Source organism: Thermoactinomyces sp. CICC 10523 (assembly GCF_016055105.1).
Classification (GTDB): Bacteria; Bacillota; Bacilli; order Thermoactinomycetales; family Thermoactinomycetaceae; genus Thermoactinomyces_A; species Thermoactinomyces_A daqus.
Window position 1 is genome coordinate 66048 of sequence record NZ_JAECVX010000012.1, and the last position, 25803, is coordinate 91850.

30 protein-coding genes are annotated in these 25803 nt (G+C 44.7%); 16 read left to right on the forward strand and 14 right to left on the reverse strand.

Annotated features, from left to right (window positions below; all coding sequences use genetic code 11):
* Positions 1-38: 38 nt before the first annotated feature.
* Positions 39-1118, reverse strand: coding sequence for an NAD(P)H-dependent flavin oxidoreductase (locus tag I8U19_RS14060; protein WP_198056239.1), 1080 nt, complete (start codon positions 1116-1118; stop codon positions 39-41).
* Between the two features lie 90 nt (positions 1119-1208).
* On the opposite strand from I8U19_RS14060, the gene I8U19_RS14065 reads away from it, so the two are divergent.
* A complete protein-coding gene (locus tag I8U19_RS14065; RefSeq protein WP_198056240.1) occupies positions 1209-1766 on the forward strand; it encodes a thioredoxin family protein in 558 nt (185 codons plus the stop codon).
* 198 nt (positions 1767-1964) lie between these two features.
* Here I8U19_RS14065 and asnB read toward each other — a convergent pair whose 3' ends face one another.
* The 7 genes from asnB to I8U19_RS14100 all read right to left on the reverse strand — a co-directional run bounded on the left by asnB (position 1965) and on the right by I8U19_RS14100 (position 9227).
* Positions 1965-3800: an asparagine synthase (glutamine-hydrolyzing) gene (asnB, locus tag I8U19_RS14070; protein ID WP_198056241.1), complete on the reverse strand. Its 1836-nt coding sequence runs from the start codon at positions 3798-3800 to the stop codon at positions 1965-1967.
* Positions 3801-4044: 244 nt separating this feature from the next.
* Positions 4045-5193, reverse strand: coding sequence for an ABC transporter permease (locus tag I8U19_RS14075; protein WP_198056242.1), 1149 nt, complete (start codon positions 5191-5193; stop codon positions 4045-4047).
* A gap of 13 nt (positions 5194-5206) precedes the next feature.
* A complete protein-coding gene (locus I8U19_RS14080; RefSeq protein ID WP_198056243.1) occupies positions 5207-6115 on the reverse strand; it encodes an ABC transporter ATP-binding protein in 909 nt (302 codons plus the stop codon).
* 24 nt (positions 6116-6139) lie between these two features.
* On the reverse strand, positions 6140-6937 hold the full coding sequence (locus I8U19_RS14085) for an ABC transporter permease (protein WP_198056244.1): 798 nt from the start codon (positions 6935-6937) through the stop codon (positions 6140-6142).
* An 18-nt stretch (positions 6938-6955) separates the two neighbouring features.
* Complete coding sequence (locus I8U19_RS14090; RefSeq protein WP_198056245.1) at positions 6956-7654, reverse strand: ABC transporter ATP-binding protein; 699 nt, start codon at positions 7652-7654, stop codon at positions 6956-6958.
* On the reverse strand, positions 7651-8055 hold the full coding sequence (locus I8U19_RS14095; protein ID WP_198056246.1) for a GntR family transcriptional regulator: 405 nt from the start codon (positions 8053-8055) through the stop codon (positions 7651-7653). The genes I8U19_RS14090 and I8U19_RS14095 overlap by 4 nt, the downstream gene beginning before the upstream one ends.
* A gap of 290 nt (positions 8056-8345) precedes the next feature.
* Positions 8346-9227 (reverse strand): LysR family transcriptional regulator, encoded by an 882-nt coding sequence (locus I8U19_RS14100; protein ID WP_198056247.1) that lies wholly within the window; start codon positions 9225-9227, stop codon positions 8346-8348.
* A 155-nt stretch (positions 9228-9382) separates the two neighbouring features.
* Between I8U19_RS14100 and I8U19_RS14105 the strand changes: the two genes are divergently transcribed.
* Positions 9383-10555 (forward strand): MFS transporter, encoded by a 1173-nt coding sequence (locus I8U19_RS14105; protein ID WP_232337282.1) that lies wholly within the window; start codon positions 9383-9385, stop codon positions 10553-10555.
* A 302-nt stretch (positions 10556-10857) separates the two neighbouring features.
* On the opposite strand, the gene I8U19_RS14110 is transcribed toward I8U19_RS14105, so the two are convergent.
* Positions 10858-11364 carry a MerR family transcriptional regulator gene (locus I8U19_RS14110; protein ID WP_198056248.1) on the reverse strand — a complete coding sequence of 169 codons (507 nt, stop codon included), beginning with the start codon at positions 11362-11364 and terminating at the stop codon, positions 10858-10860.
* A gap of 1224 nt (positions 11365-12588) precedes the next feature.
* Here I8U19_RS14110 and I8U19_RS14115 point away from each other — a divergent pair.
* From I8U19_RS14115 to I8U19_RS14165, 11 genes are all read left to right on the forward strand, one after another.
* Positions 12589-13605 (forward strand): aldo/keto reductase, encoded by a 1017-nt coding sequence (locus tag I8U19_RS14115; RefSeq protein WP_198056249.1) that lies wholly within the window; start codon positions 12589-12591, stop codon positions 13603-13605.
* A gap of 5 nt (positions 13606-13610) precedes the next feature.
* Positions 13611-14027, forward strand: a complete 417-nt coding sequence (locus I8U19_RS14120) for an SRPBCC family protein (protein WP_198056250.1) — start codon at positions 13611-13613, stop codon at positions 14025-14027.
* Positions 14028-14251: 224 nt separating this feature from the next.
* Positions 14252-14404: a hypothetical protein gene (locus tag I8U19_RS14125; RefSeq protein ID WP_483316410.1), complete on the forward strand. Its 153-nt coding sequence runs from the start codon at positions 14252-14254 to the stop codon at positions 14402-14404.
* Positions 14405-14520: 116 nt separating this feature from the next.
* Positions 14521-14796: an ATP-dependent DNA ligase gene (locus tag I8U19_RS14130; protein WP_198056251.1), complete on the forward strand. Its 276-nt coding sequence runs from the start codon at positions 14521-14523 to the stop codon at positions 14794-14796.
* 8 nt (positions 14797-14804) lie between these two features.
* The gene (locus tag I8U19_RS17740) at positions 14805-14957 is read left to right on the forward strand and encodes an ATP-dependent DNA ligase (protein WP_370589412.1); all 153 of its coding nucleotides are present in this window, start codon (positions 14805-14807) and stop codon (positions 14955-14957) included.
* Between the two features lie 56 nt (positions 14958-15013).
* The gene (locus tag I8U19_RS14140; protein ID WP_198056252.1) at positions 15014-15163 is read left to right on the forward strand and encodes a hypothetical protein; all 150 of its coding nucleotides are present in this window, start codon (positions 15014-15016) and stop codon (positions 15161-15163) included.
* Positions 15164-15208: 45 nt separating this feature from the next.
* Positions 15209-15433 (forward strand): hypothetical protein, encoded by a 225-nt coding sequence (locus I8U19_RS14145; RefSeq protein WP_198056253.1) that lies wholly within the window; start codon positions 15209-15211, stop codon positions 15431-15433.
* A 34-nt stretch (positions 15434-15467) separates the two neighbouring features.
* Complete coding sequence (locus I8U19_RS14150; protein ID WP_198056254.1) at positions 15468-15752, forward strand: hypothetical protein; 285 nt, start codon at positions 15468-15470, stop codon at positions 15750-15752.
* Positions 15753-15795: 43 nt separating this feature from the next.
* Entirely contained in the window at positions 15796-16575 is a 780-nt protein-coding gene (locus I8U19_RS14155; RefSeq protein WP_370589790.1) for an ABC transporter ATP-binding protein, read from the forward strand.
* Positions 16572-17321, forward strand: a complete 750-nt coding sequence (locus I8U19_RS14160; protein WP_198056255.1) for an ABC transporter permease — start codon at positions 16572-16574, stop codon at positions 17319-17321. The genes I8U19_RS14155 and I8U19_RS14160 overlap by 4 nt, the downstream gene beginning before the upstream one ends.
* Positions 17322-17345: 24 nt before the next feature.
* Positions 17346-18107 carry an ABC transporter permease gene (locus I8U19_RS14165; protein WP_370589791.1) on the forward strand — a complete coding sequence of 254 codons (762 nt, stop codon included), beginning with the start codon at positions 17346-17348 and terminating at the stop codon, positions 18105-18107.
* Positions 18108-18501: 394 nt separating this feature from the next.
* Here I8U19_RS14165 and I8U19_RS14170 read toward each other — a convergent pair whose 3' ends face one another.
* Complete coding sequence (locus I8U19_RS14170; protein ID WP_198056257.1) at positions 18502-18744, reverse strand: helix-turn-helix transcriptional regulator; 243 nt, start codon at positions 18742-18744, stop codon at positions 18502-18504.
* Between the two features lie 382 nt (positions 18745-19126).
* A complete protein-coding gene (locus I8U19_RS14175; RefSeq protein WP_198056258.1) occupies positions 19127-22099 on the reverse strand; it encodes a Tn3 family transposase in 2973 nt (990 codons plus the stop codon).
* Positions 22100-22264: 165 nt separating this feature from the next.
* Here I8U19_RS14175 and I8U19_RS14180 point away from each other — a divergent pair, with 165 nt between their 5' ends.
* Genes I8U19_RS14180 through arsC form a run of 3 tightly spaced genes read left to right on the forward strand, consistent with a single transcriptional unit; the run spans position 22265 to position 24148 of the window.
* Positions 22265-22588 carry an ArsR/SmtB family transcription factor gene (locus tag I8U19_RS14180; protein WP_029072081.1) on the forward strand — a complete coding sequence of 108 codons (324 nt, stop codon included), beginning with the start codon at positions 22265-22267 and terminating at the stop codon, positions 22586-22588.
* 57 nt (positions 22589-22645) lie between these two features.
* Entirely contained in the window at positions 22646-23695 is a 1050-nt protein-coding gene (gene arsB, locus I8U19_RS14185) for an ACR3 family arsenite efflux transporter (protein ID WP_022738254.1), read from the forward strand.
* A gap of 30 nt (positions 23696-23725) precedes the next feature.
* A complete protein-coding gene (gene arsC, locus I8U19_RS14190; protein ID WP_198056259.1) occupies positions 23726-24148 on the forward strand; it encodes an arsenate reductase (thioredoxin) in 423 nt (140 codons plus the stop codon).
* A gap of 48 nt (positions 24149-24196) precedes the next feature.
* Here arsC and I8U19_RS14195 read toward each other — a convergent pair whose 3' ends face one another.
* From I8U19_RS14195 to I8U19_RS14205, 3 genes are read right to left on the reverse strand one after another with little or no spacing between them, the layout of a single operon-like run.
* Positions 24197-24700 carry an arsinothricin resistance N-acetyltransferase ArsN1 family A gene (locus I8U19_RS14195; RefSeq protein ID WP_198056260.1) on the reverse strand — a complete coding sequence of 168 codons (504 nt, stop codon included), beginning with the start codon at positions 24698-24700 and terminating at the stop codon, positions 24197-24199.
* 26 nt (positions 24701-24726) lie between these two features.
* Positions 24727-25083, reverse strand: a complete 357-nt coding sequence (locus I8U19_RS14200; RefSeq protein ID WP_198056261.1) for an ArsR/SmtB family transcription factor — start codon at positions 25081-25083, stop codon at positions 24727-24729.
* On the reverse strand, positions 25046-25552 hold the full coding sequence (locus I8U19_RS14205) for an ArsI/CadI family heavy metal resistance metalloenzyme (protein ID WP_198056284.1): 507 nt from the start codon (positions 25550-25552) through the stop codon (positions 25046-25048). The genes I8U19_RS14200 and I8U19_RS14205 overlap by 38 nt, the downstream gene beginning before the upstream one ends.
* Positions 25553-25803 lie beyond the last annotated feature (251 nt).

The following is a 25803-nucleotide window of genomic DNA, read 5'->3' on the forward strand; positions in this document are numbered from 1 at the left end:
TCCCCTCTTCCTTTCTGTTGAAATCGGGTTTGTCCCTGTCATTCATCCTTTAGCTGCCTTAAAATCGTTGTCACCCCGGAAACAAGCTTTTCCATCAATTCGCCGGCGGTTACAGAAGAACAAAGGCGCGTTGCCTGCCCGGCCCATAAAGACATCCATTCGGGGTTGTTTTGCCGTGCCGCTTCCTGTCGCAAATCCCGTGTCAAACCGTTGAGAACCGGATAATCGGGAATGTCCTGTTCATCCAGCTTCTCCATTACTTCCACCATCGTATTCCTGATCCCGCGAGCGGCTTTTCCCGTCAAAGACCGGGTTACCACTGTGCTTTCTTCGGTGCTGTTTAAAATCATCTTCTTATGCTGAACGTGGGCCCCGCTTTCCACACAGGGCAAAAATGCGGTACCCAGCTGCACTCCGGCCGCCCCCAAAGCCAAACTGGCAACAATGCCCCGGCTATCAGCAATTCCCCCGGCCGCGATGACGGGAATGTCAACCTGATCAACGATTTGCGGCACCAATGCCATGGTTCCGATCAGCGCCTGCCGGTACGAACCGGCAAAGGTTCCCCGGTGACCGCCGGCCTCACTTCCCTGGGCCACAATGGCATCCACTCCGCTTTCCCGTAATTGCACCGCTTCCCGAACCGTGGTCGCTGTTCCGATGAGAATGATTCCTTTCTCTTTCATCATCCTGATCAGTTTCTTGGAAAGGAGACCAAAAGTGAAACTGAATACCGGCACTTCCTCTTCCAAAACGATGTTCACTTGTTCCTCGAACGATTCCGCAAACGTCTTCACTTTCGGTTCCGGCTCCATCCCCCGTTGTTCCCGGTAGGGAGCTAGATATTGATTCACGCGGGAAATTTGCTCCGGGTTCACTTCGACCGGCCCGGGTATGAACAAGTTGACCGCAAAAGGTCGGTTGGTTCGATTTCTAATATCCCGAATTGCTTCTCGTATCTGCTTTGGTGTTAGATATCCTGCTCCGAGAGAGCCCAACCCGCCCGCGTTGGAAACAGCGGCCACCAACTCGGGAGTTGTCGGTCCGCCTGCCATCGGCGCCTGAATAATCGGATAGTCAATCTTCAGCATTTTACTCAGTTCTGTATCCGCCCACATACCATCTTCCTCCGCTCCATTAAGAATTGTCAGGGGTTAAGGAACGCTCGTCCTTTTGGTATAATAATGCAAAAAGAAAGGAGTTTGATTATGGCCCGTACGGAGTCCAATATGTTTCCCCTCGGCGCCGACGCCCCCTTGTTTTCCCTGCCTGATGTCATCTCAGGCAAAAACGTTTCATTGACTGAACAAAAATCGGATATTGCCACAGTGATCATGTTTATTTGCAATCATTGCCCGTTTGTCAAGCATGTGCAACCAGAACTGGTTCGTTTGGCTAACGACTATATCTCCAAAGGGATCTCCTTTATTGCGATCAATTCCAACGATGCGGTAAAATATCCCGACGACTCTCCGGAAAAGATGAAGGAAGTGGCCGAAGAATTCAAGTATCCGTTTCCCTATCTCTTTGATGAAACACAGGAAGTCGCCAAAGCATACCAAGCTGCATGCACTCCAGACTTCTATATCTTTGACAAGAATTTGAAATGCGTGTACCGCGGACAACTGGATGACTCCCGCCCGGGCAATGAAATCCCGGTCACAGGCGAATCGATTCGCGGCGCTCTGGATCAAATTCTGAACAATGAACCGGTCACTGTAAAACAGAAGCCGAGTCTCGGTTGCAATATCAAATGGAAGGAATAGTGCGCAAAAGACGTTTCCCCCGCGGAGACGTCTTTTTTGTTACGGTCTGTCTCTTTCCCCTATAGCAATAGTACAATAATACATATTATTTTTACAAAGGCTATCGGAAGGTGAAATCCTAAATCTTATTCAAGCGGACCGGGAAAAATCAGAGAAAAGAGGCTTGGCTCCTCATATCCCGCCAAGCCTCGTCTTCGATTAAAGCACAACCTTTACTTTATATTCGCGCATCCAGGAATCGATCTGGATCAAGCGTTCAATAAAGCTGAGAAGTTGAAAGGAAACTTCCTGCCCCTGAATCCCTTTCAGAAAATCACGTAATTTCGAAGTGGAGACAAGCGGAAGAAGGGGAGAATGGGCATCATTTAAAATGGCGCTCAGGCGGTCGCGGATCAATTGCAGATAAGTGGGACTGTACGTGGAAGGATACGGGCTTTTCCGCCGATACAGAACATCATGCGGGAGTACATCTGCAAAGGCGCGACGCAAAATGCCTTTTTCAATCTCATCCACACATTTCATTTTCCATGGAATGTTCCACACATATTCGACCAACCGATAATCACAGAACGGCACCCGCACTTCCAGACCGGTTGCCATACTCATGCGGTCTTTTCGTTCCAGCAGCATCAGGAGAAAATATTTCTGGTTCAAGTAAAGAACTTCGCGCATCCGCGCCTCCTCTTTTTCCTCCCCGTCCAGCCGCGGAACCTTTTGCAGCGCTTCCAAATACCGTGTCCTGATGTGCTCCTCGGGACGGATCGCCTTTTTCATCTCTTCGGATAAATAAGAGAAAGGCTCATCTTGATGCGAGATAACAGCCGCCCAGGGGAATGTATCCGCTTCCACCATTTCCTTCATGTGAAACCAGATATATCCCCCGAACACTTCATCGGCAGATTCCCCGGAAAGGGCGACAGTTGCAGATTTCTTCATCTCTTTAAACAGCAAATAGAGGGATGTATCCATATTTCCCGATCCCGGCAAATCGCGGGCACGGTAACTGATGCTTAAATGTTGGATCAGATCTTCATCATTGAAAATGACCAGTTGATGATCCGTTTTGGCATGTTCGGAAACCCTTTTTACCCAAGGCGTATCCAAACTGCGATGCATCAGGTTTTCCTTGAAATCCCGTTCGCTGTTCACAAAATCAACCGAAAACGTCCGCAGCGGCTCTTTTCCCTGTTTCCGGTATTCTTCGGCGGCAATGGCCGCGATCCCGCTGGAATCGAGCCCGCCGGACAACAGGGAAACTACCGGCATATCGGCCACCAACTGCCGTTTCACAGTATCTCTCAGCAATTCGCGAATATGGAGATAGGTTGTTTTCAAATCATCGGTATGCGGTTTGCTTTGCAGCTCCCAATAAATGCTCTCCTGTTTCCCCCGCTGTGTAAAACGAATCAACTGGCCGGGCAATACTTCTTTGATCCCGCGATATACCGCGTGTCCCGGTGTTCTCACTCCCATTACAAAGAGTTCTGCCAACCCTTCTGCATCCACTTCCGGATTTATATCAGGATGCGCGAAAAGTGCTTTCATTTCCGAAGCGAAAAAAACGGACTCCCCGATTTGAGCATAAAAAAGCGGTTTGACTCCGAGATGGTCTCTGACCAATAACAGTTCTCTGTTTCTTTCATCCCAGACAGCAAAGGCAAAAATCCCGTTTAATTTTTTGGGTAATTCCTCTCCCCATTGCAGATAGCCCCGCAATACCACTTCCGTATCGGAACGAGTCTTAAACCGATGGCCAAGAGACTGTAATTCTTGACGCAACTCTTGAAAATTATAAATTTCCCCATTATAGGCGAGAACCACCCGTCCCCGCGATTCCTCGTATACCATCGGTTGAACCCCGCCATCCGGGTCGATCACAATGAGACGGCGGTGACCGATGGCAGCTGTGGGAGAAACCCATACCGCTTGCTGATCCGGACCGCGCCAGTAAAGTGTTTTTGTCATCGCTTCTATCGTGGCCCTCTCACTGCTCAAATCCCTTTTCCAGTCAATCCAACCGACGATTCCGCACATGGGATCTCTCTCCTCTTTTATGGCTTGAAAAAATAACGTTTCAATTAAATTTAAACAAAAGAAAATTAAAATTCTTTTACATCCAAATTAAATTAGTTTTACAAATATTACGCAAACGGAAATTTCCGCCTGAGCTAAAACTGTTTCTTCCAGTATTGGGTGGCATTGTTCGATCTCTTTCAGTCGTTTTTACTAAAAAATGAGGGGATCATCTGACCCCCTCAATCCATCACTTGTTTCCGCCTTAATGCGTGGCACCTTTAAGGAAATTTTTATAACTCAGCATTGCTCCGCACAAGCCTATGACGGCAATGGTGAGAAGGATGCCGACGGACCAGCCGATCTCCGCCAGTTGACCGCCATGAAGCAAAATATCCAGGTATCCTTTTTGCGCCCAATACTGCGGAAACACCTTTGCAGCTTTCTGAAGAAAACCGGGCAAGAGATTGATCGGGAACCACAGCCCTCCCAATGCAGCTCCAGCCAAAGCGAGAATCTGCGTACAGGCCATCACCATTTGTTCATTTTTAAACAGGAAGGTGATCAATAATCCGATGGCCGTTGTGGTTAACGCCAGAGACAAGGAGAGTACGATCAGCGCCGGTGCATTTCCGATTTCCAATCCGTACACCAAGTGGCCAAAAGTGAACAGGACCAGGATCTGCACACAAACAAGCAGAAAATTGGGAATCCAGATCCCGATGAGATACTGAAGGCGATTCATCGGCGTGCTTAACAGGCGTGAAAGCATCCCGCCTTCGCGTTCGCGCATCAGCGTTCGCGCCAGGCTGATTATTGTGTAAAACGCGAACATCACCGTATAACCAGGAACAAACTGGGTGACCGCATTCACCTTTTTCACCAGTTGCTCCTTGGCATCGATGGTGACGGGCGGAGAAAGAATCGCCTGTTCCAGATTTTTGTTTCCATTTGTGGTTTGGATGACATACGATTTTATTTTGTTATCTTTATAGGATTGGACGACCGAGTTGACCACGGTTTTTACCGGCTCCACCTCTTGTTGGGCATCCTGGCTGCCGGCATAATAAAAATCAATCTGAGTTTGTTTTCCGGCTTTGATCTTTTCTTCAAACCCTTTCGGAATAACGATGAAAGTGGAGATATCGCCGTTTCGGATATCTTTGATCGCTTTTTGCTTGTCGGTTTCCTTGAACAGCTTAAACCCTTTCACGTTTTCCATCGCTTTGACAAAAGCTCCGGACATCGTTGAGTGATCCAGATCCTGATAATAAACTTTAAAGGTATAGTTTTGATTATTAAAGATGGTAGCAAAGATCACGATAAACACAATCGGTATAATGAAGATCCACACAAAGGTACCCCTGTCCTTCAACATACGCTTGATTTCTTTTTTGATTAAGGCTTTGACCATGTTCTTGTCACTCCTAATCCCGCAAACTTTTTCCCGTCAAGGACAGGAATATATCTTCCAATGTCATTTTGGAAAGCTCAAGACGGCCCACTGATATCTCCTGCTGTTTTAACCAAAGAGCGAGTTGATTCATCACGCCCAATGGATCTTCGGAGCAAATGAGCCAGCCATCCTTTTTAGCCAGAACTTCGCCGAAGTTTTGCAGCGATTCCGCGGACACCCCGTCTGCTTCAAGATAAACGCCGGCAGTGGAATATTTGTCGATTAAACCGGCAATGTCGCCGCTCTCCAGCACTTTCCCGTTATCCACCAACGCGATTTCCTCACAGATCGCTTCTACTTCCTCCATGTAATGGCTGGAATAAAGAATAGTCTTTTTATCCTCTTTCAACGCATAAATCATCTCAAAAATATAGTTCCGCGATTGCGGGTCAACCCCGACGGTCGGTTCATCCATGATGATGAAGTCCGGATTGTGCATTAAAGCGCACCCGATATTAATCCGGCGTTTCATCCCGCCGGAGAATGATTTTACTGGATCATTTCCCCGCTCAGCCAATCCGACGAGCCGGAGAACTTCGTCGACCCGCTGTCGCAGTTCATTTCCCTTCATCCTGTACATTGATCCGAAAAACATCAGATTGTCCCGGGCGGTCAATGTCTCGTGCAATACGATATCCTGGGGAACATAGCCGATTTTCCTTTTTAATTCTGCTTTTCGTTCACGAATGTCAATGCCATTCATGCTGACTTCGCCTTCATATTCTTCCAGAACACCACAGAGAATCTTCATCAAAGTTGATTTTCCCGCACCATTGGGGCCGATTAAGCCAAAACAAATTCCTGACGGGATCGATAAGCTGATCCCGTCCAACGCTTGCTTATTCCCATATCTCTTCTTCAGATGCGCAATTTGAATCATCGTATCCCTCTCCATTCAGCTTCTCTATATATCAAGTTTTCTCTCCAAAATTGAGGCAGAGCAGCGAAGAACAAAGTAGGAAGAAAAGATCGCGATCAGGATAATCACTGCTGCTGCAAAAAAATATGGAGACAGATCAAACGTGCCAAGCCCGGTAAACATTAAATAGATGTTGCTGTTTCCAAAAAACGTTCCGATGGCATAATAGAATAAAATGGCGGCAAAAACGGTGAGGACGGTCATCGTGAAATGGAGTGTCCGGAGATTGGTATACCGAAGGACTCCCCTTAAAATGCCAAGTGAGACAAGCAAGGGACTTAAGCTGAGCAAAAGACTGTACCATGCCATCCCGATCATCATAAATACAGCAACTGATTGAAAATGAAAGTGAAAGTGTCCGATGATGAATGCCATATAAACGGCATAAAGAAAAGCAAGCAGATAGGTTCCTGCCAACATTATCAACACTTTAAGCCATGCCGCAACGAATTTGGCAGCGATCAATTTAAAACGGGAATAGGGCAGAGAGAGCCACCAGCCTTCCGTTTTGTTGCGCCACTCATTTTTAATCGCCCCTGCTCCGACCGGAAACATTGCCCATGGAAGGCCCATCGTATAAAACCAGGCATTTTCCATATTGAATTTTCCGTGCATGGCGGAATATGTCGTAAGGACAATCCAGACCAGCATCATCAACGGCAAGAAAATCACCCACTGATTTCGCCGGCGACGTTGGTCCTCCTCATTCTTCCCACGTCTGATTGCCGATCCGATTCGATATTCATGTCTGACGAGAAACCAAAATAAACTCCCTTTTGGCAACATGTATCCCTCCTTTTGTTACCGGTACAGTTTCCTGAAGATATCGTGCATGGTTCCATATTTTCTTCGCAGCTCATCCGCTTCATCGGCCAGTACCGTTTGCCCGTTTTTTAAAAAAACCGCGTAATCAAACAGTCCCTCCACCTCATACAACTCATGGGTGCTGATCAGTATGGTCTGCTCCCTGTTGCTGAGATGCTCGATGAGAGCCTCGACAATCTGCTCACGGGAGATAACGTCAATTCCGGCAAATGGTTCATCCAGGACTACCAACGGAACCTCGCGGGCGAGACAAAGAACGAGCATCAGTCGTGCTTCTTGACCACGTGACATTTCTTTCACCCGTTTTCCATGGTCGATCTCCATCCATTCAGCCAACTTCTTTGCCTGATCGATCCGAAATCCGGGGAGCACTTGCCGTCCCCATTCAAAGGCATCGGAGGCGGTATGTTCCGGATACCACCGTGCCCTGTCCGGCAGATAGGCGAGTTGATGGTTCATCTTCCAACCGGGAGATTGACCCAAAACCTCTATTTGACCTTCATCCGGACGAACCAGTCCGGCAATGATCCGAAACAGCGTGGACTTACCCGACCCGTTCGGCCCCAGGATTCCGGTTACCTGATTGGAAGCAATCGACAAGGAGCATTCCTTGAGAGCTGTATCTTTTCCATATCTCTTCGTCAACCGTTCGCATTGAACCGCAACTGCAGTCATGTGTCTCCTCCTTTTTGCTTTTTGTATCGTTCATAAATGGCAGACTCCAGTTCAGTCCACGTAAACCCGAGGCTTTCCATTTGCGCAAAAAATTCTTCAATATATTGTTCCATCAGCTCTCTCCGAAACCGGGCGATCCGCTCGCTTGAGGTGGTAATAAAAGTTCCTTGTCCGCGATGCTTTTCTGTCAGTCCGTCTCGTTCCAGTTCCTGATAAGCGCGCATAACCGTGTTCGGATTTACCCTCAGAGCCTTTGCCATTTCTCGAACTGAAGGAATTTTCTCACCGGGGTTGACCTTTCCCTTGGCGATGAGACTTCGAATTTGCTGCAGGATTTGCTCATAGATCGGTTGGCTTAAATCCAGTTGAAAGCGGAACGAGCCAACCTGCCTTTCTTCCATAGGCCCCCCTCCGTTTCAGAAGCATCAGCTTTCTTAAGTGTATTATATCACTTAATACACTTAACACAAGTATTATTTTTGCCCTTTTTTTGCGAATCCCTGAAACAGGGGGGCAAAGCGAAGAAAAAGACTACCTCTTCTTTCGAGATAGTCTTTTTCATTCTTCCATTTGCTATTAATGTTTGGCAGCGATCAATCCAAGCGGAATCCCTGCGACCGTGCCCATGCCCCCCAGGTGTCATACCATTGTCCGCTAACCAAAAACAATGTATTCCATGCCGTATACATTGTTAATCTTCTGTAACTCTTCTTTTTTCATCCGCGAAAGCATCAATCAGTTCCATAAAGTGTGTTAAAGCAGGTGTTGGTTGCATATCGTTTCGCCGGATAAAAAACGTGGTCGCATGTTTGTAAGCATCAGGCATGGAATGCAGTTTGATTTGCCCGCTGCGATCTTCCCGTGCGAATGAATGAGCAACCAAAGCGACGCCAAGGCCGGCTTTGACACAGCCCAACAGTCCGTCCAATGTACTGAATTCCATCCGCTTGACCGGACGGATTCCCTCTGCTCTCAGCCATTCCTCCAGTTTTGCCCGATAGCAGCAACCTGCGTTATATACCAAAATGGTCTGGTCTTGAAGGTCGCCGGCAGACCGGATTTGTTCATGATGAGGAGCCGTGATCAATACCAATTCCTCTTCCACAAAGACTGAAGACCTTAAGTCTGCATGATTTACGGGACCGACAACAAAAGCGCCATCCAACTCATAATGAAGAACCTGTTCGATCAATTGTTCCGAGGAACCCGTTGTCAACGATAGATCCACATCCGGATAGCTTTGGTGATACGCCTTTAACAATGATGGAAGATAAACGGCTGCCGTTGATTCGGTGGAACCCAGTTTCAACGGACCTTGTGGTGCAAGAAAAGCATTTCTTGCCTCGTTCATCAATTGCAAAATCCGGTCTGCATAATGAATCAAAATTCTTCCGCTGGGGGTTAAGGTCATTCCTTTCCCGTTACGATAAAACAACGACGTCTTCAACTCCCTCTCCAGCCGGGTGATACGGGTGGTAACGTTGGATTGCACGTAGTTAAGTTCTTCGGCTGCCTTCGTTACACTCTTATGACGTGCCACGGCCTGAAAAAATTGCAGGTCACGAAAATCCACCGCCTTCACCTCACTATCAAAAATATTGATTCACGATATCTAAATTCATTATTTTACATGATATCAGAATTAATTTAGACTTCAAATAAAAAGGAGGGATCTTTATTTGCAATCAGACTGTTAAACAAAAGAATTATCGTTGGGTTGTTTTAGGTTTGGCTACCTGGGCCCAGGCATCCGCCACATTTGTCACTTATGGTGTCGGGCCTTTAGCCGCCATTTGGCAACTCAAATTTTCTCTGTCGCAAACACAGGCAGGTTTGCTTGTTTCCGTTGTCAATATTGGACCACTCTTGTCAATGCTGTTGATCGGCCGCGCGTTGGACCAGTATGGAGAACGATGGATTACCGGAATCGGTTCGGTGCTGCTCGGGCTCACTGTTGGATTTGCTTCCTTTCTGAACAGTTACGGAACTTTGCTCTTCCTTTTGTTTTTGGTCGGCATCCATTACGGAACAGCGCAGCCCGGCGGCAGCAAAGTTGTCATCAAATGGTTCGATTCGACTGAAAGAGGGTTTGCCATGGGAATCCGCCAATCTGGCATCCCGATTGGCGGGGCCCTGGCCGGTTGGGTTATTCCTGTACTCAGTAGCCGCTATGATTGGCCGGTTGCAGTCGGAATGCAAGCGATTTTTGCAATTGCTGGTGGTCTGGCCTTCCTTTTTTTCTACCGTGAACCATTTGCATCCAACAAAAAATCCATCGAAAATTACCGTTTCTGGGGCGAAATAAAGAAGTTATGCCGACAAAAGCAGTTGTATCCGCTGCTGTTTTCCGGTTTTATCCTTGTCTCCCTGCAAATCGTCCTGGTCGCCCACTTGATGATTTTCCTAAAAAGTACAATGAAACAAATCACGCTCGTGTCTGCCGGGCAAATGCTGTCCGTTTGCTTATTGTCAGGAATGGTTGGCCGCATCCTGCTGGCCTGGCTAAGTGACAAGCTTTGGACAGGAGATCGCATTCGCCCGTTGATGTTGTCCATATGTTCATCGGTAATCGGATTGTTGGCTTTGGTTGTTTTACCTCATGATTCACCTGTCTGGGCATTATTCATCCTTTGCGCCTGGCTGGGCTTTTTCGGGATTGGTTGGTACAGCTTATTTATCGTGGAAATAGCGGAAAAATCCAGCCGATATGCGATTGGTCTGACAGTGAGTTATGCACTGACGCTGAATCAGATTGCGATAATCACAGCTCCGCTTGTTTTTGGACTGCTGGTTGATTGGCAGGGTTCTTATCAGTTTGCATGGATAATCCTGGCCATCCTTTTATCTGTAAGCGCATGTTGGCTTTGGAGTTCTTGGCACCAAGGGAAGTTTTCAAATTAGATGGAGTGATGTTTCGGGAAGTGATCACTTGGGTGGCTTTGTTTTGATGGTCAGGTTTGGTTTGTTAAGCAAACAAGTTTATATAATGGATTAGTTGATCTTATTTTCGAACTTTCTTAGCCCCCCGTATCTAACAACGAAAACGGGAGCTTAAAAAGAAGATTGTACTCTTAACATAAAATCAACCGACTCCCGATGCGTTAAGGAGTCGGTTGATTTATTTTCTCGCTGATCTCACCAAATACAACGGCGTGCCGTCACCAGTAAAATCCGATCAGAAAGATCAAAATAAATCACCCCAATTATTCATGGGATAATTTATTTATGGTCTTTCCCAAACGGTTGGCTTGTCGCGTTTTGTTCACCTCATACCTTTGAAGTGATCTTACGCTAATATGCCAACGACCATTCGATCCTTTATGCGCAGCGATTTTTCCTTTTTGGCATGCCGCAACAATGGAAGGTTGTTTCATCCCTTTGATCCTGGCAGCCTCGCTGGCGCTAATATATTCTTCCTCTTGACATGGATCGTTATTAACATATTCTGCGGGTGGTTGCTTTAATCCTTGCTGAATAGCCAAGCGATCCCCGAGATCGAGCACAGCTTTCCCCAATGGTTTTTGATAGGCTTTTTTTATTGGAGTATTTTTTAAAAGAATACTGTCTTGCTCCTGGATGATTTTCAGATATTCATCATATGGAATGTTCTGCCGGAAAGCCAGCAAACACTTTTGGTAAAATGCATATTCTTCATCCGATAAAGCCAATAAATCAACAATTTCACCATCGATTCGGATATGGATATCCACTTTTACTCACCCCATTAAACAAAATTAATACAAACCAAAAACAAAAGCAATATGCTTTAAGAAAATAGGGTTACCGTCAATACCCCTGTTTAACGATTAACCGTGTATAAATGTTCAGCAATCCTTCATAATGTACCCACTTCTTCTTTTTCGGCTGATTCAGCGCTTTGGCACATATGCCATTCCTTTGGGCTTGAGATAATACAGGTTTTTTCTCTCGGTGGGAGGACAAATACGAAACAATCCACTAGTCTTTTTCTTCGGGCGTCTTCCCTCGTGCCGAATAGATCTTGTGTACTTGCCATCCGACGGTGTTCTCCGTCCATCCCAAGAAACAGGAGAGACGGCGGCAAAATCGTCGTTCGCTACCTCTACCCCTTTCAGCGAAAACGACGATAAGAAAAAACGACCTTCTATTTTCAACCTAGAAGCCGCCTGTTTTTCCAGGGGAGACTAATTCCCTGGTAAGGCGAATCGGCCATAGAGGCCCCTAGTCGCCTGTTTAAGCGTTTTTCCCTTATCCTGTAAAATGAAGGTGAAAACAGCCCTGGAATCCTTTTTCATATTCTTCTCTAACCATTTTTTCAAAGCAAGAATGTATAATAGCGGTAAGAATTATGCTGATGATTTGCGATTCCATTCCGTTTCCCGCCTGATGTACTGGTAGGCGGAAAGCCGACTCCAATCTATGTAAGGCCGGGATTTCAAAAATAAGGACAATCCTTTCCCACTCACATAAAGAACTTAAGGACTCTTTTTTGCATATCTCCGTCTATATATCTGATCCATAAATTGATTGTGTAACGTAAAAATGAGGCCCAAAAAATAGGCCTCTGATTTCTTTTCTGCCAGGATTATTGTTCGTCTCTAATATGTTGCGGCCTCCCCACTTATAGAGGTGGAAGGAGCATCTGACGATTTTGCAGCCATCTTCCTAAAAAATGGTTGGCGACATCATTTTATTTATAGGTTCCTCCAAACAGTTCAATTTTCGATTACAAATAGCCAAAATTTGATTGGCGATGTTTTCATTTAGGTCGTATATGAGGAACAAAGATCACGATTCTTTCATGTTTTATTACTTTTTGGTTCCTTTATTACTTTTTGGTTCCTTTGTTACTTAAATGTGCGTACTTTTATTGTTATTTAATATATTTCATAATGATTACAGAACAAATAACCAGTACATTCTCTAACTGGGATTGTTTGGAGGGATTTATAAATATGAGAAGCATGCTAAAGGGGAAACTTGGGCTTGGTACTGCTCCACTGGGCAATATGTACCGTAACATCCCGGAAGAAGAAGCAATGGCAACTATAGATGCCGCCTGGGAGCATGGCATTCGTTACTTTGACACCGCTCCATTCTATGGCGCCGGTCTGGCCGAGATCCGTCTTGGTGAAGCACTGTCGAAACGGCGTCGCGATGACTATGTGTTGAGTACAAAAGTGGGCCGCTTGATTCTGGACGAACTGGAAGACCCATCCTCGCGTGACTTGGGCGAGAAAGGGGGGCTGTTCGAATTCGGCCGCAAGAATAAGATCGTCAACGACTACAGTGCAGACGCCACCCTGCGCTCGATCGAACAGAGCCTGAAACGTTTGAAAACCGATCGTCTGGATATTGTCTATGTTCATGATGTAGCGCAGGATTTCCACGGCGACGAGTGGCTTTCACAATTTGAAACCGCCCGAAAAGGAGCATTCCGTGTGCTGACACGTTTGCGTGAAGAAGGAGTAATTAAGTCTTGGGGGCTCGGAGTGAACCGCGTTGAGCCGATCGAAATTACTCTGGAACTGGAGGAAGCGAATCCGGACGCATGCTTGCTGGCCGGTCGTTACACATTGTTGGATCACGAGCGCGCACTGCAACGATTGATGCCCGCCGCCGCAAAAAACAATGTCGACATTATTATCGGTGGCCCATACAGCTCAGGCGTCCTGGCTGGAGGTGCCCACTTCGAGTATCAGAAGGCATCGCCGGAAATCATTTCGAAAGTTGAGCGAATCAAAAGCATTGCACAGCGCCACCAAATCAGCGTCAAGGCTGCCGCCCTGCAATTTGTGCTGGCCAATCCGGCAGTTGCTGCCGTCATCCCCGGTGCTAGCCGTCCTGAGCGGATCGCAGAAGACAAAGCTGCATTGAACGAAATTATTCCAGACGCATTTTGGCATGAAATGCGTGAACAGAAACTGGTGGCGCATGACGCACCACTGCCAATCGATTTCAAAAAGGAGTAATCAATATGGCACACACAACTGCAACGATTGAAATTCCAGCTTCGCCTGACCAAGTATGGCAATTGATCGGAGGTTTTAACTCATTGCCAGACTGGCTACCTTATATACCGAAAAGCGAACTAAGCCAAGGCGGACGCGTACGTCGGCTGGTTAATCCCGATGGCGATGTGATTGTGGAGCGTCTGGTTGCGTTTAACGACAAGGAGCGCTATTACACCTACTCGATTATGGAAGCACCATTTCCAGTCACTGATTATGAATCCACGATCCGCGTTCGTGAGCTTCCTGACAGCAAAACTTCGCTGGTAGAGTGGTCTGGCAGCTTCACACCTGTAGGGGTTAGTGACGAAGAGGCCATAAATCTATTCCATGGGATCTATAAGGATGGCCTGGAGGCATTGCGAGGAGCATTTCTGGATTGAATCGGATTAAAGTTTGTCGTCGTTTAATTGTCCCGATCCCATAAATAGCTGATACGAAATGACTTGAGATTGCATGCGAAGCAACTCAAGTCATTTCGTGTTTATACAGAAAACTCAGGGATGACACGCTGATATTCATCCTGAGCTACTGCACCAACAACACTCTGATTTCCTTACGAAACCAGCAAAATCGGTCGATGCTCCCTTTTCCGAACAGCGTTTTGATGCAAGATGATGAAAAATTACAACCTTATGCGGTCGAATTGGCAGAGTATTTCCGGAGTCAGCGCATGACCTTTACGATGCCAGTTGATTTATACGGTACTCCGTTTCAATTGTCAGTGCGGAACGCATTGTACGAAATTTCGTACGAATAAACGCATCTTACTCGGAAATTGCCGAATCTATTCAAAAACGGGATTTGGTACGCGCTGTTAGATATTGATGGCTTACAATGATCAAACCAATGCTATTACACAAAGAAAACAACGCCATGAGCGATGATTCCCATATTTGTGAATTGAAATTGGATGGAATTCGTTTGATTCTGTCCAACGCCGATGGCCAACTTCAGTGCTGGACCCGACATGGAACCCCTTGCTTTAATCGATTTTCCGAATTGTCCAGGCTTCATCTTCCGACAGATACCATACTCAACGGTGAGTTGATTATTACCGATGAAAAGGGCCATTCGGACTTTGAAGCAGTCATGAAACAGTTCAAGACGAATCCACGAAAGACGGATTCGATGTCGATTCGTACCCAGTAGAATACTGTGTGTTCGATCTTCTGTGGTTAAAGGGAGAGGACTTGACGCGGCTGCCACTCATGGAGCGAAAAGCATTGTTAGAGGAACATATCAGTGATCAAGACCATCTTGCCCTGGTGCGGTGGTTACCTGGAGAGCAAGGAAAGGCGTCTTTGACCTGATCAGTGAGCAGGGACTCGAAGGAATCGTTATGGAGAAGACAGATTCCATCTATTAAGTGGGCAAGCGATCACATGATTGGCTGAAAGTGATCCACTATCATTATCATGATGTCCGGTTGACCGGGCTAAGAAAAGGCGGGTTTGGCTGGCTGATCGGAATCGAGGAAAGCAGGCGGGTGCGACCGGATGGACGAAACGGGGGATGATTCGGTTACCGGTGTTTCAGTCGTTCTTGTTTGAAAGTGGTCATCATGCTGCCGTCGGAAGATTTTTCCTTTGCTCACAAAAGGCTTTTAGACCCCTGTTTTTTGCAAAAAAAAGAGCCGACCCGACAAAAGGGACTTCTCGGCGTTCCAATCAGCGCAGAGTCTGGTTTTCCTAAAAATGAGAAAATTATCACTATACAAAAGTGGTTGTTAAAATGTAAAAAATATATTGCTATTGGGATTGAACACGAAGCTGCAGTTAAATTTTAATTTTCGTTAATATGTATAAAAGGAGATGGTACAGATGGATTTACTCACCAAAGTGGTGCCTATCATCTTTGTGATTGCGTTTATTTTAAAAATGATCATATATCGTAATGAGGGGAAAGATGAACGTGGTCTGCTGATTTTCAACGAATCTTACAGAATAACGTTAACCATCCTTGCGGCAGCCCTCACAGCCATTATTGTCTTGGATTCTTATTTGAATTTTTCAATTACAATATACAAAAATGTCATTACGCTCTCTCTCATGGGTTCATTATTGATAGGCAACCTTTCACTCCTTTGGTTGCGGAAAAAATATTGAGTCGTTCCAAGAAGGACTCATCCGCTTTACCATCCTTCATTTCATTGAGGAGGAGTCACATGGACTCACTCGTCCTACGAAAGGAACAGTTAGAATATTCGGGAGAGAGTTTCACAAAGACCGGATTTCAATTTTAAGGCGAATCGGATGTTTAGTGGAGAAACCAAGTTATTACGGACATCTTACTGGATACGAAAACATCGATATTGCACGCAGAATGCTCAATGTTTCTCAGTCTCGAATCAACGAAGTGCTAAAAATGGTTCATTTGGAAAAGGACAAACACAAAAAAGTAAACAAATATTCGCTGGGGATGAAGCAACGTTTGGGGATTGCTACCGCTCTTTTAAATCAGCCCGAATTTTTGATATTAGATGAGCCAACCAACGGCTTAGATCCAGAAGGAATCCATGAGATTCGGAACTTAATCAAAGAGCTTCCCCAAAAATTTAAGGTCACCATTTTGGTATCTAGCCACTTATTGAGTGAAGTGGAACAAATGGCGACCAGCGTGGGCATTATCCACCATGGTCATCAGCTGTTTCAAGGGTCGAATACTGAACTCAAAAATAAAAATAAACAGCGCCTCATTATCAAGACAGACCGTTCAGAAGAAGCCGAGTCATTACTTCGACAAAACCATTACTCCATCTCTCGAGATCACCTGTTTATTTATGTTGACTCACCTTCACAAGAAACTGTTGCTCAGATGCAAAGACTATTAATTGATAATCACTTTACGATTTATCAAATTCAGGAAGAAGATACTTCTCTCGAGCAAATATTTTTGAAAATGGTACAAGATGGAGAGATTTCATCATGAGTTCGATGATCGGTGTCGAATTCATTAAATTCCGACGCAGTTGGATGGTATGGCTTATCGGTATTGTCCCCTTTACCTTTTGTACCCTTTTAGGATTGGCGCTTCGATTTTACTTGCAAACAAATCATACCCCAGAGCAAGGATGGGGATTGATTTTCACACTGGTTAGCCGTTTTCTCTGGCAGGTAATCGCCTTCACCGTTCCGATCTTCACTTCTTATTTGGTAAGCATGGAACAAATATCAAACACATGGAAACAAATATTTGTCATGCCTTTAGCGAAATGGAAAGTGTATCTGGCTAAATTTTTTTGGGCTCTGATCTTCACTTTGGTAATGGGGATCTTGTTCGTGCTGGGCGTTTACTTCATCTGTCTATTTTGGGATATCGAACACCTTGTTACCATAAATCAACTTATTTTCCGTGTTTATTCTCCTTTCATGCTTGCAATACCATATATATCTTTTCAATTGTGGATATCGATGGTCAGTCGAAACCAGACGACACCTATTGCAATCGGCATCGCTGCTATCATTTTAGCGCCCGTTTTTAAAAAATGGGGATGGTGGACTCCGTGGGGATTTTGGTCCACTTTTTTACCCGCTGAACCAACTTCTTATCAGGCATTATTCATGGAAAAAACAACGTCTGCATTGGATGGGAGCAGTTTACTGCTTTCGGTTCTGTTTGGAGCGATATCGTTGGCCATCGGGGTGGTACATTTTTACCAAAAGGAATTCAACTAACGGTTAAAGGAGGACTTCTGTTTGGTGACCCTTTTAAAAATTGAATGGTTAAAAACAAGAAAAACCAATATATGGTGGCTCATTTTGCTGCTGCCTTTGCTGCCAATCACATATGGTGTATTGATCTATGTGAAAATTATGACCGAAACCAACCATTATCTAAGCACCAATGACTCGCTTACGGCATGGGGGATGACCAGTTTCTTTTATCCGACCATCTTTTTCCCTGTCCTGTCCGGTTTACTCGCTGCCAATGTATGCAAAGTAGAACACGAAGGGAATAACTGGTCCAAAATCTTAACATATCCAATATCGTGGAAGCAATTTTATTTGTCTAAATTCCTCTGGCTAACGATCTTGTTAGGGCTTACCCAAGTGATCGCTTTCCTTGAATTTGCGATCGCCAGATGGGTGAGCAATTTTGACAGCGCTTTTCCTTGGCTCATTATGATAGAGAGTATCATCTTGGGTTGGTTTGGTGCTTTGCCATTGATTGCTTTACAATTAGCTATTTCTGCCCATTGGGGCAACTACACCAAATCTGTCGTCTTCAGTGTTTTGTTGGCGCTCCCTGTCTTCCTTATCGTTGGCTCCAAAAAAGCTTATTGGATTGGATATTTTTATCCATGGTCCTTACCCGCGATGGGCATGACCAAAATCATGGAGAAGAATCCTTCTATCGCCGATGTATTGTTAAACCCGTTTCTACTTGTGAATATCGGTTGGCTTTTGCTATCACTGATGGGCGATCTTTACTATTTCATCAAACAAAAATCGGATCATTAAGATCACAAAACTCGAACCATTTAGCCACTACATTCCCTTTTGAATCTTTTATCCATAGACGAGGCAAATCTCAAAATCTATGGTAATCTTGTACAGAGCCATGTGAAACAACTCTTTTATCGGAAATTATCGCTAACTTTATTCTGATTAAGGGTCACGATGGCCTGTTTTTTTTATTAGACTTTTAGGCACTTATATAACATACCAATAGTGGTTGTTTTACCTGCACCATTCGGTACCGAAAAGCCATAAACCTCTGCTCGTCTTACTTTCATGTTTACTTGATTAACAACAGTCTGTAAAATCACTTCTCCCACCGCGTCACCCAAGATGAACAGACATCAATCCCCCGTCCAGGTGAAAGTAATATTCACATTCATTATATTTAGATAATTCAAATATCATCCGATTCCTCTTCAGATATGCTATATTGAAACACATCATTGATATCTCTTCCGAAAACGCGCGCCAACTCAAAAGCCAACACCAAAGATGGCGAATATTTGTTCCTTTCCAACGAAATAATCGTCTGTCTGGTAACCCCTACTTTTTCCGCTAACTCTTTTTGTGTCCAACCCTTTTCTGTTCGCAACACCATGATCCTGTTCCGGAGTTTCCCTTTTTTGTTTAACGTCATGATTGATCACCACTCTATCTGCTTGATGGTTAGTGTAATATGTTTTTTACATTATGTAAAGACAAAAGTCCTGCTCTCCTCCCAACGTGGCGGTCACGGGAACGCCAGCGCGCATCGTGGATGGTTTCTCAAGTCATTTCAAATTTATACAGGTAACTCAGGAATCACGTGTTCATGCTTCCTCCTGAGCATCAGTCATGGATAATTCAGAATATAAACACAAGGCTGAATAACGGTCATAATGGCAATCAAAATATAATATAGGGGTAAGTCCGAGATACGTGTAAAATATACAGTTATAAATAGAAATTTGTTCCAAATCAAAATAACACCAGCTCCCTTGCCTGTTTCACGTTAAGGGAGCTGGTTAGTTTATGACTTGCTATTCCACAATGCTAGTTGGCAGGATTAATTGTGGTTCTGGGGGCTCAGGTGCATTGTCCATGTCAATTACATAGTCACCAAAGCGCTTTATGTGACTGGTCATGTAAGGACTCAAAGTAGCCACGGCTTCACTTTCGATTCCGTATCCTTCTCTGGTCAACTCCCGTAGCACGGCTGTTAAGTCCACTACATTTTGAAGAATAACTGCGTTTGCAACAAGATCATTGTACTTAATCACCTTTTCTTGCTCTTCTGGATCATTATCAGCAATAATGCTTTCACCGCCGAAAAAGAGCCATTTAGAAAAGCCATTATAAGCTTCAGCCTTGTTTGTGGTAGCTGTGATTTGTTGGCGAAGCTCCAAGTCTGAAATATATTCCAGTAAAAACACGGTTCGCACTACCCGCCCCAACTCTCGAAACGCTTTGTATAGTCGGTTCTTACGGCTGTCATTACTCAGTTTACGAAGCAATGTAGCTGAAGAGATTTTTCCGGCCTTGATCGAAAGTACGACCTGAAGTAAATCCTTCCAATGGGTTTCAATGAGTTTCCAATTGATTGTTTCAGTAAAAAGGGAGTCAATGTGCTTATAGCGAACGCCTTCAAAGGGGCGGAAAAACGTCAAGTCTTTCAAGTTTCGAATCCGGGGCATCAACTTGATTCCTAACAGATGGGCCAAGGCAAACACGGGTGTGGATTGTCCTTGGGTATCCGCATGTACGGTATCAGGCTGAATATTGGATTTGTTTTTCAGTAAGCCATCAAGAATGTAAACAGCTTCCCAGACCCCGCAGGGTATGAAGTGACTGAATAACGCTATGTAGTTATCGGATACATGGTGATAAGCGATACCACCGTATCCTCCGTACCGGATATGATATTCAGCCAATAGATTTTCCTCATAGATATCGTATTTGGTTCCGTCCGCGGCGGCCGTTTTACCACTGCCCCAAAGTTGGGGAAGATCGAACCGGTAATACTCATTGATGATATCTTTAATTGCTTGATCCAGTTTTTGTGCTGTCACGTGGCGCTGGTTCACGAATGAGAGCATCTTAGGAGTGACCAACCCTCGCATATGCCGAGCAGCTTGGGCAGGTCCAAGATTGCAGCCGTACGTAAAGGTATTGAGGATATATCGTTCCGTCGGTCTTTCCAGTTTCGGATCAGATCCAGATAGCGGCCCAAAATGACGTGTCCATCTGATCCAATGTTCTACGTTACACAAGATATCAAGGATGCTCCGTTCCGGCATCCTTTCAAGGACTAATTTCTCCAAATGCTTTTGATCCACTGTACGTTCTTTTGCCCGGACTTTCTTTAATTCCGGCTCCCCTTTTTCGTTGATGACAACAGCATCAGAGTCAGGGTATTTGCAATCGACAGTTCGGCAAGTGTGGTTCATCCATTCCTGTAATTGTTGGACAAACTCTTTCCCTTGTTCAGGAAAATCCATTTCATCAAGGTATTCAGATAAAAGAGGCTGGCATTCTTCCCAAGATAGAAGTTGCTCGCGGTAATCGGCAAAGTCATCAGAATCTTGAATGCAGACATCTCCTGTTTTCAGTTCCGTTGCCAAGTAGGAGAACACACACACCTCTAAATGGCGGCGAGCAATTTGATATCCGCCAACACGCTGTTTAACCCGGATGATACGGCGCCAAGCATCAGAAGCAAACGACAAATCCACTTCATCTTGGAGCCACTCTTTTCGGCTATTTTGGTGTTTCTTCACAAATTCGAGGGCCTGAATTAGACGGCCGTCCTCTGAAGTGGAATCAAGCTGAAGGGAATTAATCAGCCGGAACAAGACGGGGCGATGATTCTGTCGAAAAAACTTAAGAATCAAGGGCAGGTAGTTGTTTCCTTGGCAGGAAGCGACGGCTTCACAATCATCGAGAAGATCCGGAATGCTCCCTCGGGAAGCTAAAACCTCTTTGATCAAGCGTCCCGCTTCCGCATCTTCAGGATTATCCTGTAAGGCTTGTAACACTTCTGTGAATGCCAAAACCAAGGACTCTGTTTTCTCCCGGTGTTGCTCTCTTATTTGCTCCAATTCTTCTTTAGCAGCCTTATGGAGGCTGGCCATCCGCTTAATAAACAAGGTTCCAAGGTGATCTCGTGTCTTTGTTTGGGAGCGATAGATCAGGCAGAGAAGAAGTGCGGCTCGTTTTGCCTGTGAAAAATCTTTCATCTCCCGTGCGTCCAGTGCTTTGGCTTGAGCCGCAAAATGGCTCACTTTGGCCGGTGAGATGCCCTCTAAGTACGGTCTTGCATCCCCAAAAGTTGTTAACCAGGCCAAATGATCCAACCGCTCCCGGATCTCCGACAACTTGGGCTTTTTAGGAAGGTTTTTCAAACGATTGTATTCGCTATAGTGAGATTCTCCCCGTTCCAGTAATTCATCCAACCGTTTGATTTCCTGATTGCCTAGACGTTGGAACACCATTTCAAAAAATCCGTCATTGACCGATTTTCGGATATGACGCGCCAAACGATCCAGCGTACTAAAAGCTGGGAGTTCATAGTTTTGCCGAATCAGTTCGGCAATGGCCACATTGATCAAGTCTGCCGGATGATCCATGACTTGGGCTGCCTTTTGCACCGCCTCTAAGGCAATCCGTTGGGCTTCCTTCCCGTAGGATTGGATGCCTCGGAATTTCCGGATAGCTGTCTGGTGTTGATACCGAGTTCGTGGTTTATCATATCCTGGAACAACTTCTGGAGGTAGTTTCATTCGGTCATGGATATAATCGACAATCTGAGTAGGCACTTCTTCGAGTTTAGGAAAATAGCCCAACCGTTGCGAAGTCTTCAACAAAATCATTGCGCTTAGCAAGGATTTTGGACCCCGTGTTAATTCGTATACAAATCGAACTTCTTCGCTTGAAGGTTTATATACCCGTTCCAACTCTTTTTCGGTGTATGAACGCTTGAGCCGGGGATATGCAGTACGTTCAATGGATGCCAAGGTCAATCCCCCCTCATGCTGTAGTCATGTTTATTTTCACATAAATCATGGTGGTGTCGAGACTGTCATGACCCTGATCAGTTTTATTTAGAACTGGTTATTTTTATTTTCATCTTTGACAAAAATATAAGTACATGCTTATATAATGATGAGGTGATGAATATGATGGATTGGGAGCAGATGGCGGAGTGTCATAAAGCCTTGGCGGACAAAACTCGCTTGCGTATTCTCGCTTTACTAAAAGTGGAGGAATTATGCGTATGTGAGCTGGTAGCAATTTTGAATATGACGCAGCCGGCCGTTTCTCAACACATGCGGAAATTGAAGAACGCGAAGTTGGTGAAAGAACGCCGGAATGGTCAATGGGTTTTCTATTCATTAGATGGCTCCATGTACCCTTTCTTTCAATCGGTACTAGAGACACTTCCAGATATGCGAAGTGAAATCGAGGAGTTAAAGAAAAGTGGGCGAAAAGTAGTCTGCGATTAATGCTCCGTCCTCATCCTAAAACTTATTAAGAAAGGTCGTGATGGAATGAGTGGAGTCATGAGAAGACTCTCCTTCTTGGATCGTTATCTTACGTTATGGATTTTTCTTGCCATGGTTATTGGTATTGGATCCGGTTATCTATTTCCAGGTATGGTGAAAGTCTTAACAGAACTACAGGTAGGTACTACATCCATTCCTATTGCCATTGGATTGATTTTGATGATGTACCCTCCACTGGCCAAAGTTCGATATGAGGAAATCGGGCAAGTATTTCGGAACTACCGGATCCTCAGTTTATCTCTGATCCAAAACTGGGTGATTGGTCCTATTTTGATGTTCGTGTTAGCTATCCTTTTCTTAAGAGATGATCCTCAATACATGGTTGGTCTTATTCTTATCGGTCTTGCTCGATGTATTGCTATGGTTATTGTTTGGAACGACTTAGCAAATGGAAACAGAGAATATGCCGCTGGGTTAGTTGCCTTCAACTCGATTTTTCAAATTCTCTTCTATTCAGTTTACGCGTATATTTTCGTCACGGTTTTACCGAAATGGTTGGGATTAGAAGGAGCTGTCGTCAATATTACCATGGGCCAAATCGCCGAAAGTGTTTTGATCTACTTGGGAATTCCTTTCGTTGCCGGCATGATCACCCGTCTTGCATTGGTGAAAGCTAAAGGACGTGAATGGTATGAGACTAAATTCATTCCTGTAATCAGCCCCATTACACTCATTTCATTGCTGTTCACGATTATTGTCATGTTCTCCTTAAAAGGTGAGTTGGTCCTTCAATTACCGTTGGATGTAATTCGAATCTCCATTCCTCTGTTAATTTACTTTGTTGTAATGTTTCTTGTTTCGTTTTATATGGGCAAAAAGGTTGGAGCAGATTATTCAAAAACGGTCTCTCTTTCCTTTACTGCCGCAAGCAATAACTTTGAGTTGGCCATCGCAGTTGCGATCGGTGTCTTCGGTATTAACTCAGGGGCTGCTTTTGCTGCTGTCATTGGTCCACTTGTAGAAGTGCCGGTATTAATTGGACTCGTAAACGTCGCATTTTGGTTCCGACGCAAATACTTTGCACAAAAAATGATTGAATCAAGCTAAAATCTATATTCCAAAGAGGAGAGAACAACGATGTCAGATAGGAAAATTATTTACTTCCTTTGCACAGGAAACTCTTGCCGCAGTCAAATGGCGGAAGGGTTTGGAAAGAAATATTTAGGCGATCGATTTGACGTATACAGCGCAGGGATTGAGGCACATGGACTTAATCCAAAAGCAGTGAAAGTCATGGCGGAGAAAGGAATCGATATTTCCAATCAAACATCCGAGATCATTGATCCGGAGTTGCTGAATAAAGCGGACTACGTTATCACTCTCTGCGGCGATGCCAACGATAAATGCCCGATGACACCTCCTCATGTTCACCGTGATCATTGGGGATTTGAAGATCCAGCAAAAGCCCAGGGAACTGAGGAAGAAGTATGGGAAGTGTTCCGCCGCGTTCGAGACCAAATTGAAGCACGGATTATACAGTTTGCGAAAGAAGGGAAATAACAAATAAAGAGTTATTCCCTGTACAAAGGGAAATGACTCTTTACTCGTTTAATCAAGGTTTTCTTCAATCAGTTTTTCTACGATGACACAATCAAGCCATTCGCCATCTAATTTACTATGTTTTTCATAGATTCCAACTTCTCGAAACCCACAGGCTCGACACAAGGCTCTGCTCGCATGGTTGAAATCGAAGATTCTTGAGACCAGTTTCCAGTAACCACGCTTTGCACATGCTTCCACCAGTGAATGGAGCAGATGTTTCCCAATTCCCCGGCCTTTATAACCATCTCGAATATAAATGGAAAATTCACCAATACCCCGGTAGCAGTCTCGAGATCGGTAAGGATGGACACATGCAAAGCCAACTACCAATTCATCAAGCACCGCTACCAAGATGGGATAATGCTCCTCTTGCTCAACGATCCATTTCCGCCTGTTTTCCACTGTATATAAGGAAGTTTCAAAAGTGGCTCGTCGTGTTTGAATTCCCTGGTTATATATTTCAGTAATAGCCAAAGCATCCGAGGGAAGGGCTGAGCGAATGATAACCATGGAATCCTCCTGTCTTTCTGTTGAAGTTAATGATCCAGATTTGTTCCGACAGTTTCTGTCTCCAAGAGATAACGGCGCTGGAGTTCGTCTTGAAATAACTTCATCGTAGTATAGTTGATCGCATAAAAATTCCATTTTCCTACCGTGGTCTCGTGAAGGAGACCAGCATTTTTTAATTCTCGCAGATGATAAGACACTTTGGATTGCGCCATATTCATTTGCTCTTGAATATCACAAACACAAACACCACCAGAACAACAAGCAACAGGAGGCGAAGCACCCAGTTGATCGTACCCGGCTTGGATGAGATCGAGGATTTTGATGCGAATCGGATCGCTTAGGGCCTTAGCGATTTGAGCAAATTTTTCTGTAGATAAGGACATCATGCCCACCTCCTTTTTGCTGATTATGAGCAGCCGCAATCGTTTCTGTTTGTTTAGGTTCATCCAATGTGTAACAAACAGCCGATTCATTGGATTGCTCTTCGGCATCTGCTAATACCGTAAACACTTCCCAACGGTGCCCATCCGGGCTGGTAACCCAAATTTTATCTTGGCGAGCATAGCAGCAAGTCGTATTCATCTCGTCAAAAGTGGCCAGTCCCTCTTTTTGGAGACGCTCTTTGGTGGCCAACACATCTTCAGTGGATTTCACTTGAATTCCCAAATGATTCAGTCCACCACTTACTTCTCCGCCCTCATTTAAGGTGAAATTCAAAGCTGGTTGTTCCAGATCAAACTTAGCATATCCAGGTCGAACTTTCACCGGTTCGACGCCAAACAATTGCGTATAGAAAAAAACAGATTTGTTCAAGTCTTTCACGTTAATCGCTACATGGGGTTTTAATACCATCGTTTTCACTCTCCTGTTATTTCATATCAACTTTTCTTGATTCAATTATACATCAAATAATTTTGATGGGTAAATAGATAAATCAAAAAAAGTTGATGTTTTATTTATTGCAATGTCCTTAAAGGTAGACCTTTAAAAACTATGAAATACATGCAGATTGATGCGTTTAAAAATGTATGAAAATCACTTTTTAAACGTTTATGAAAATACATATACCTTTGGAAACGTAATCAGATACAATAAAAGGTAGA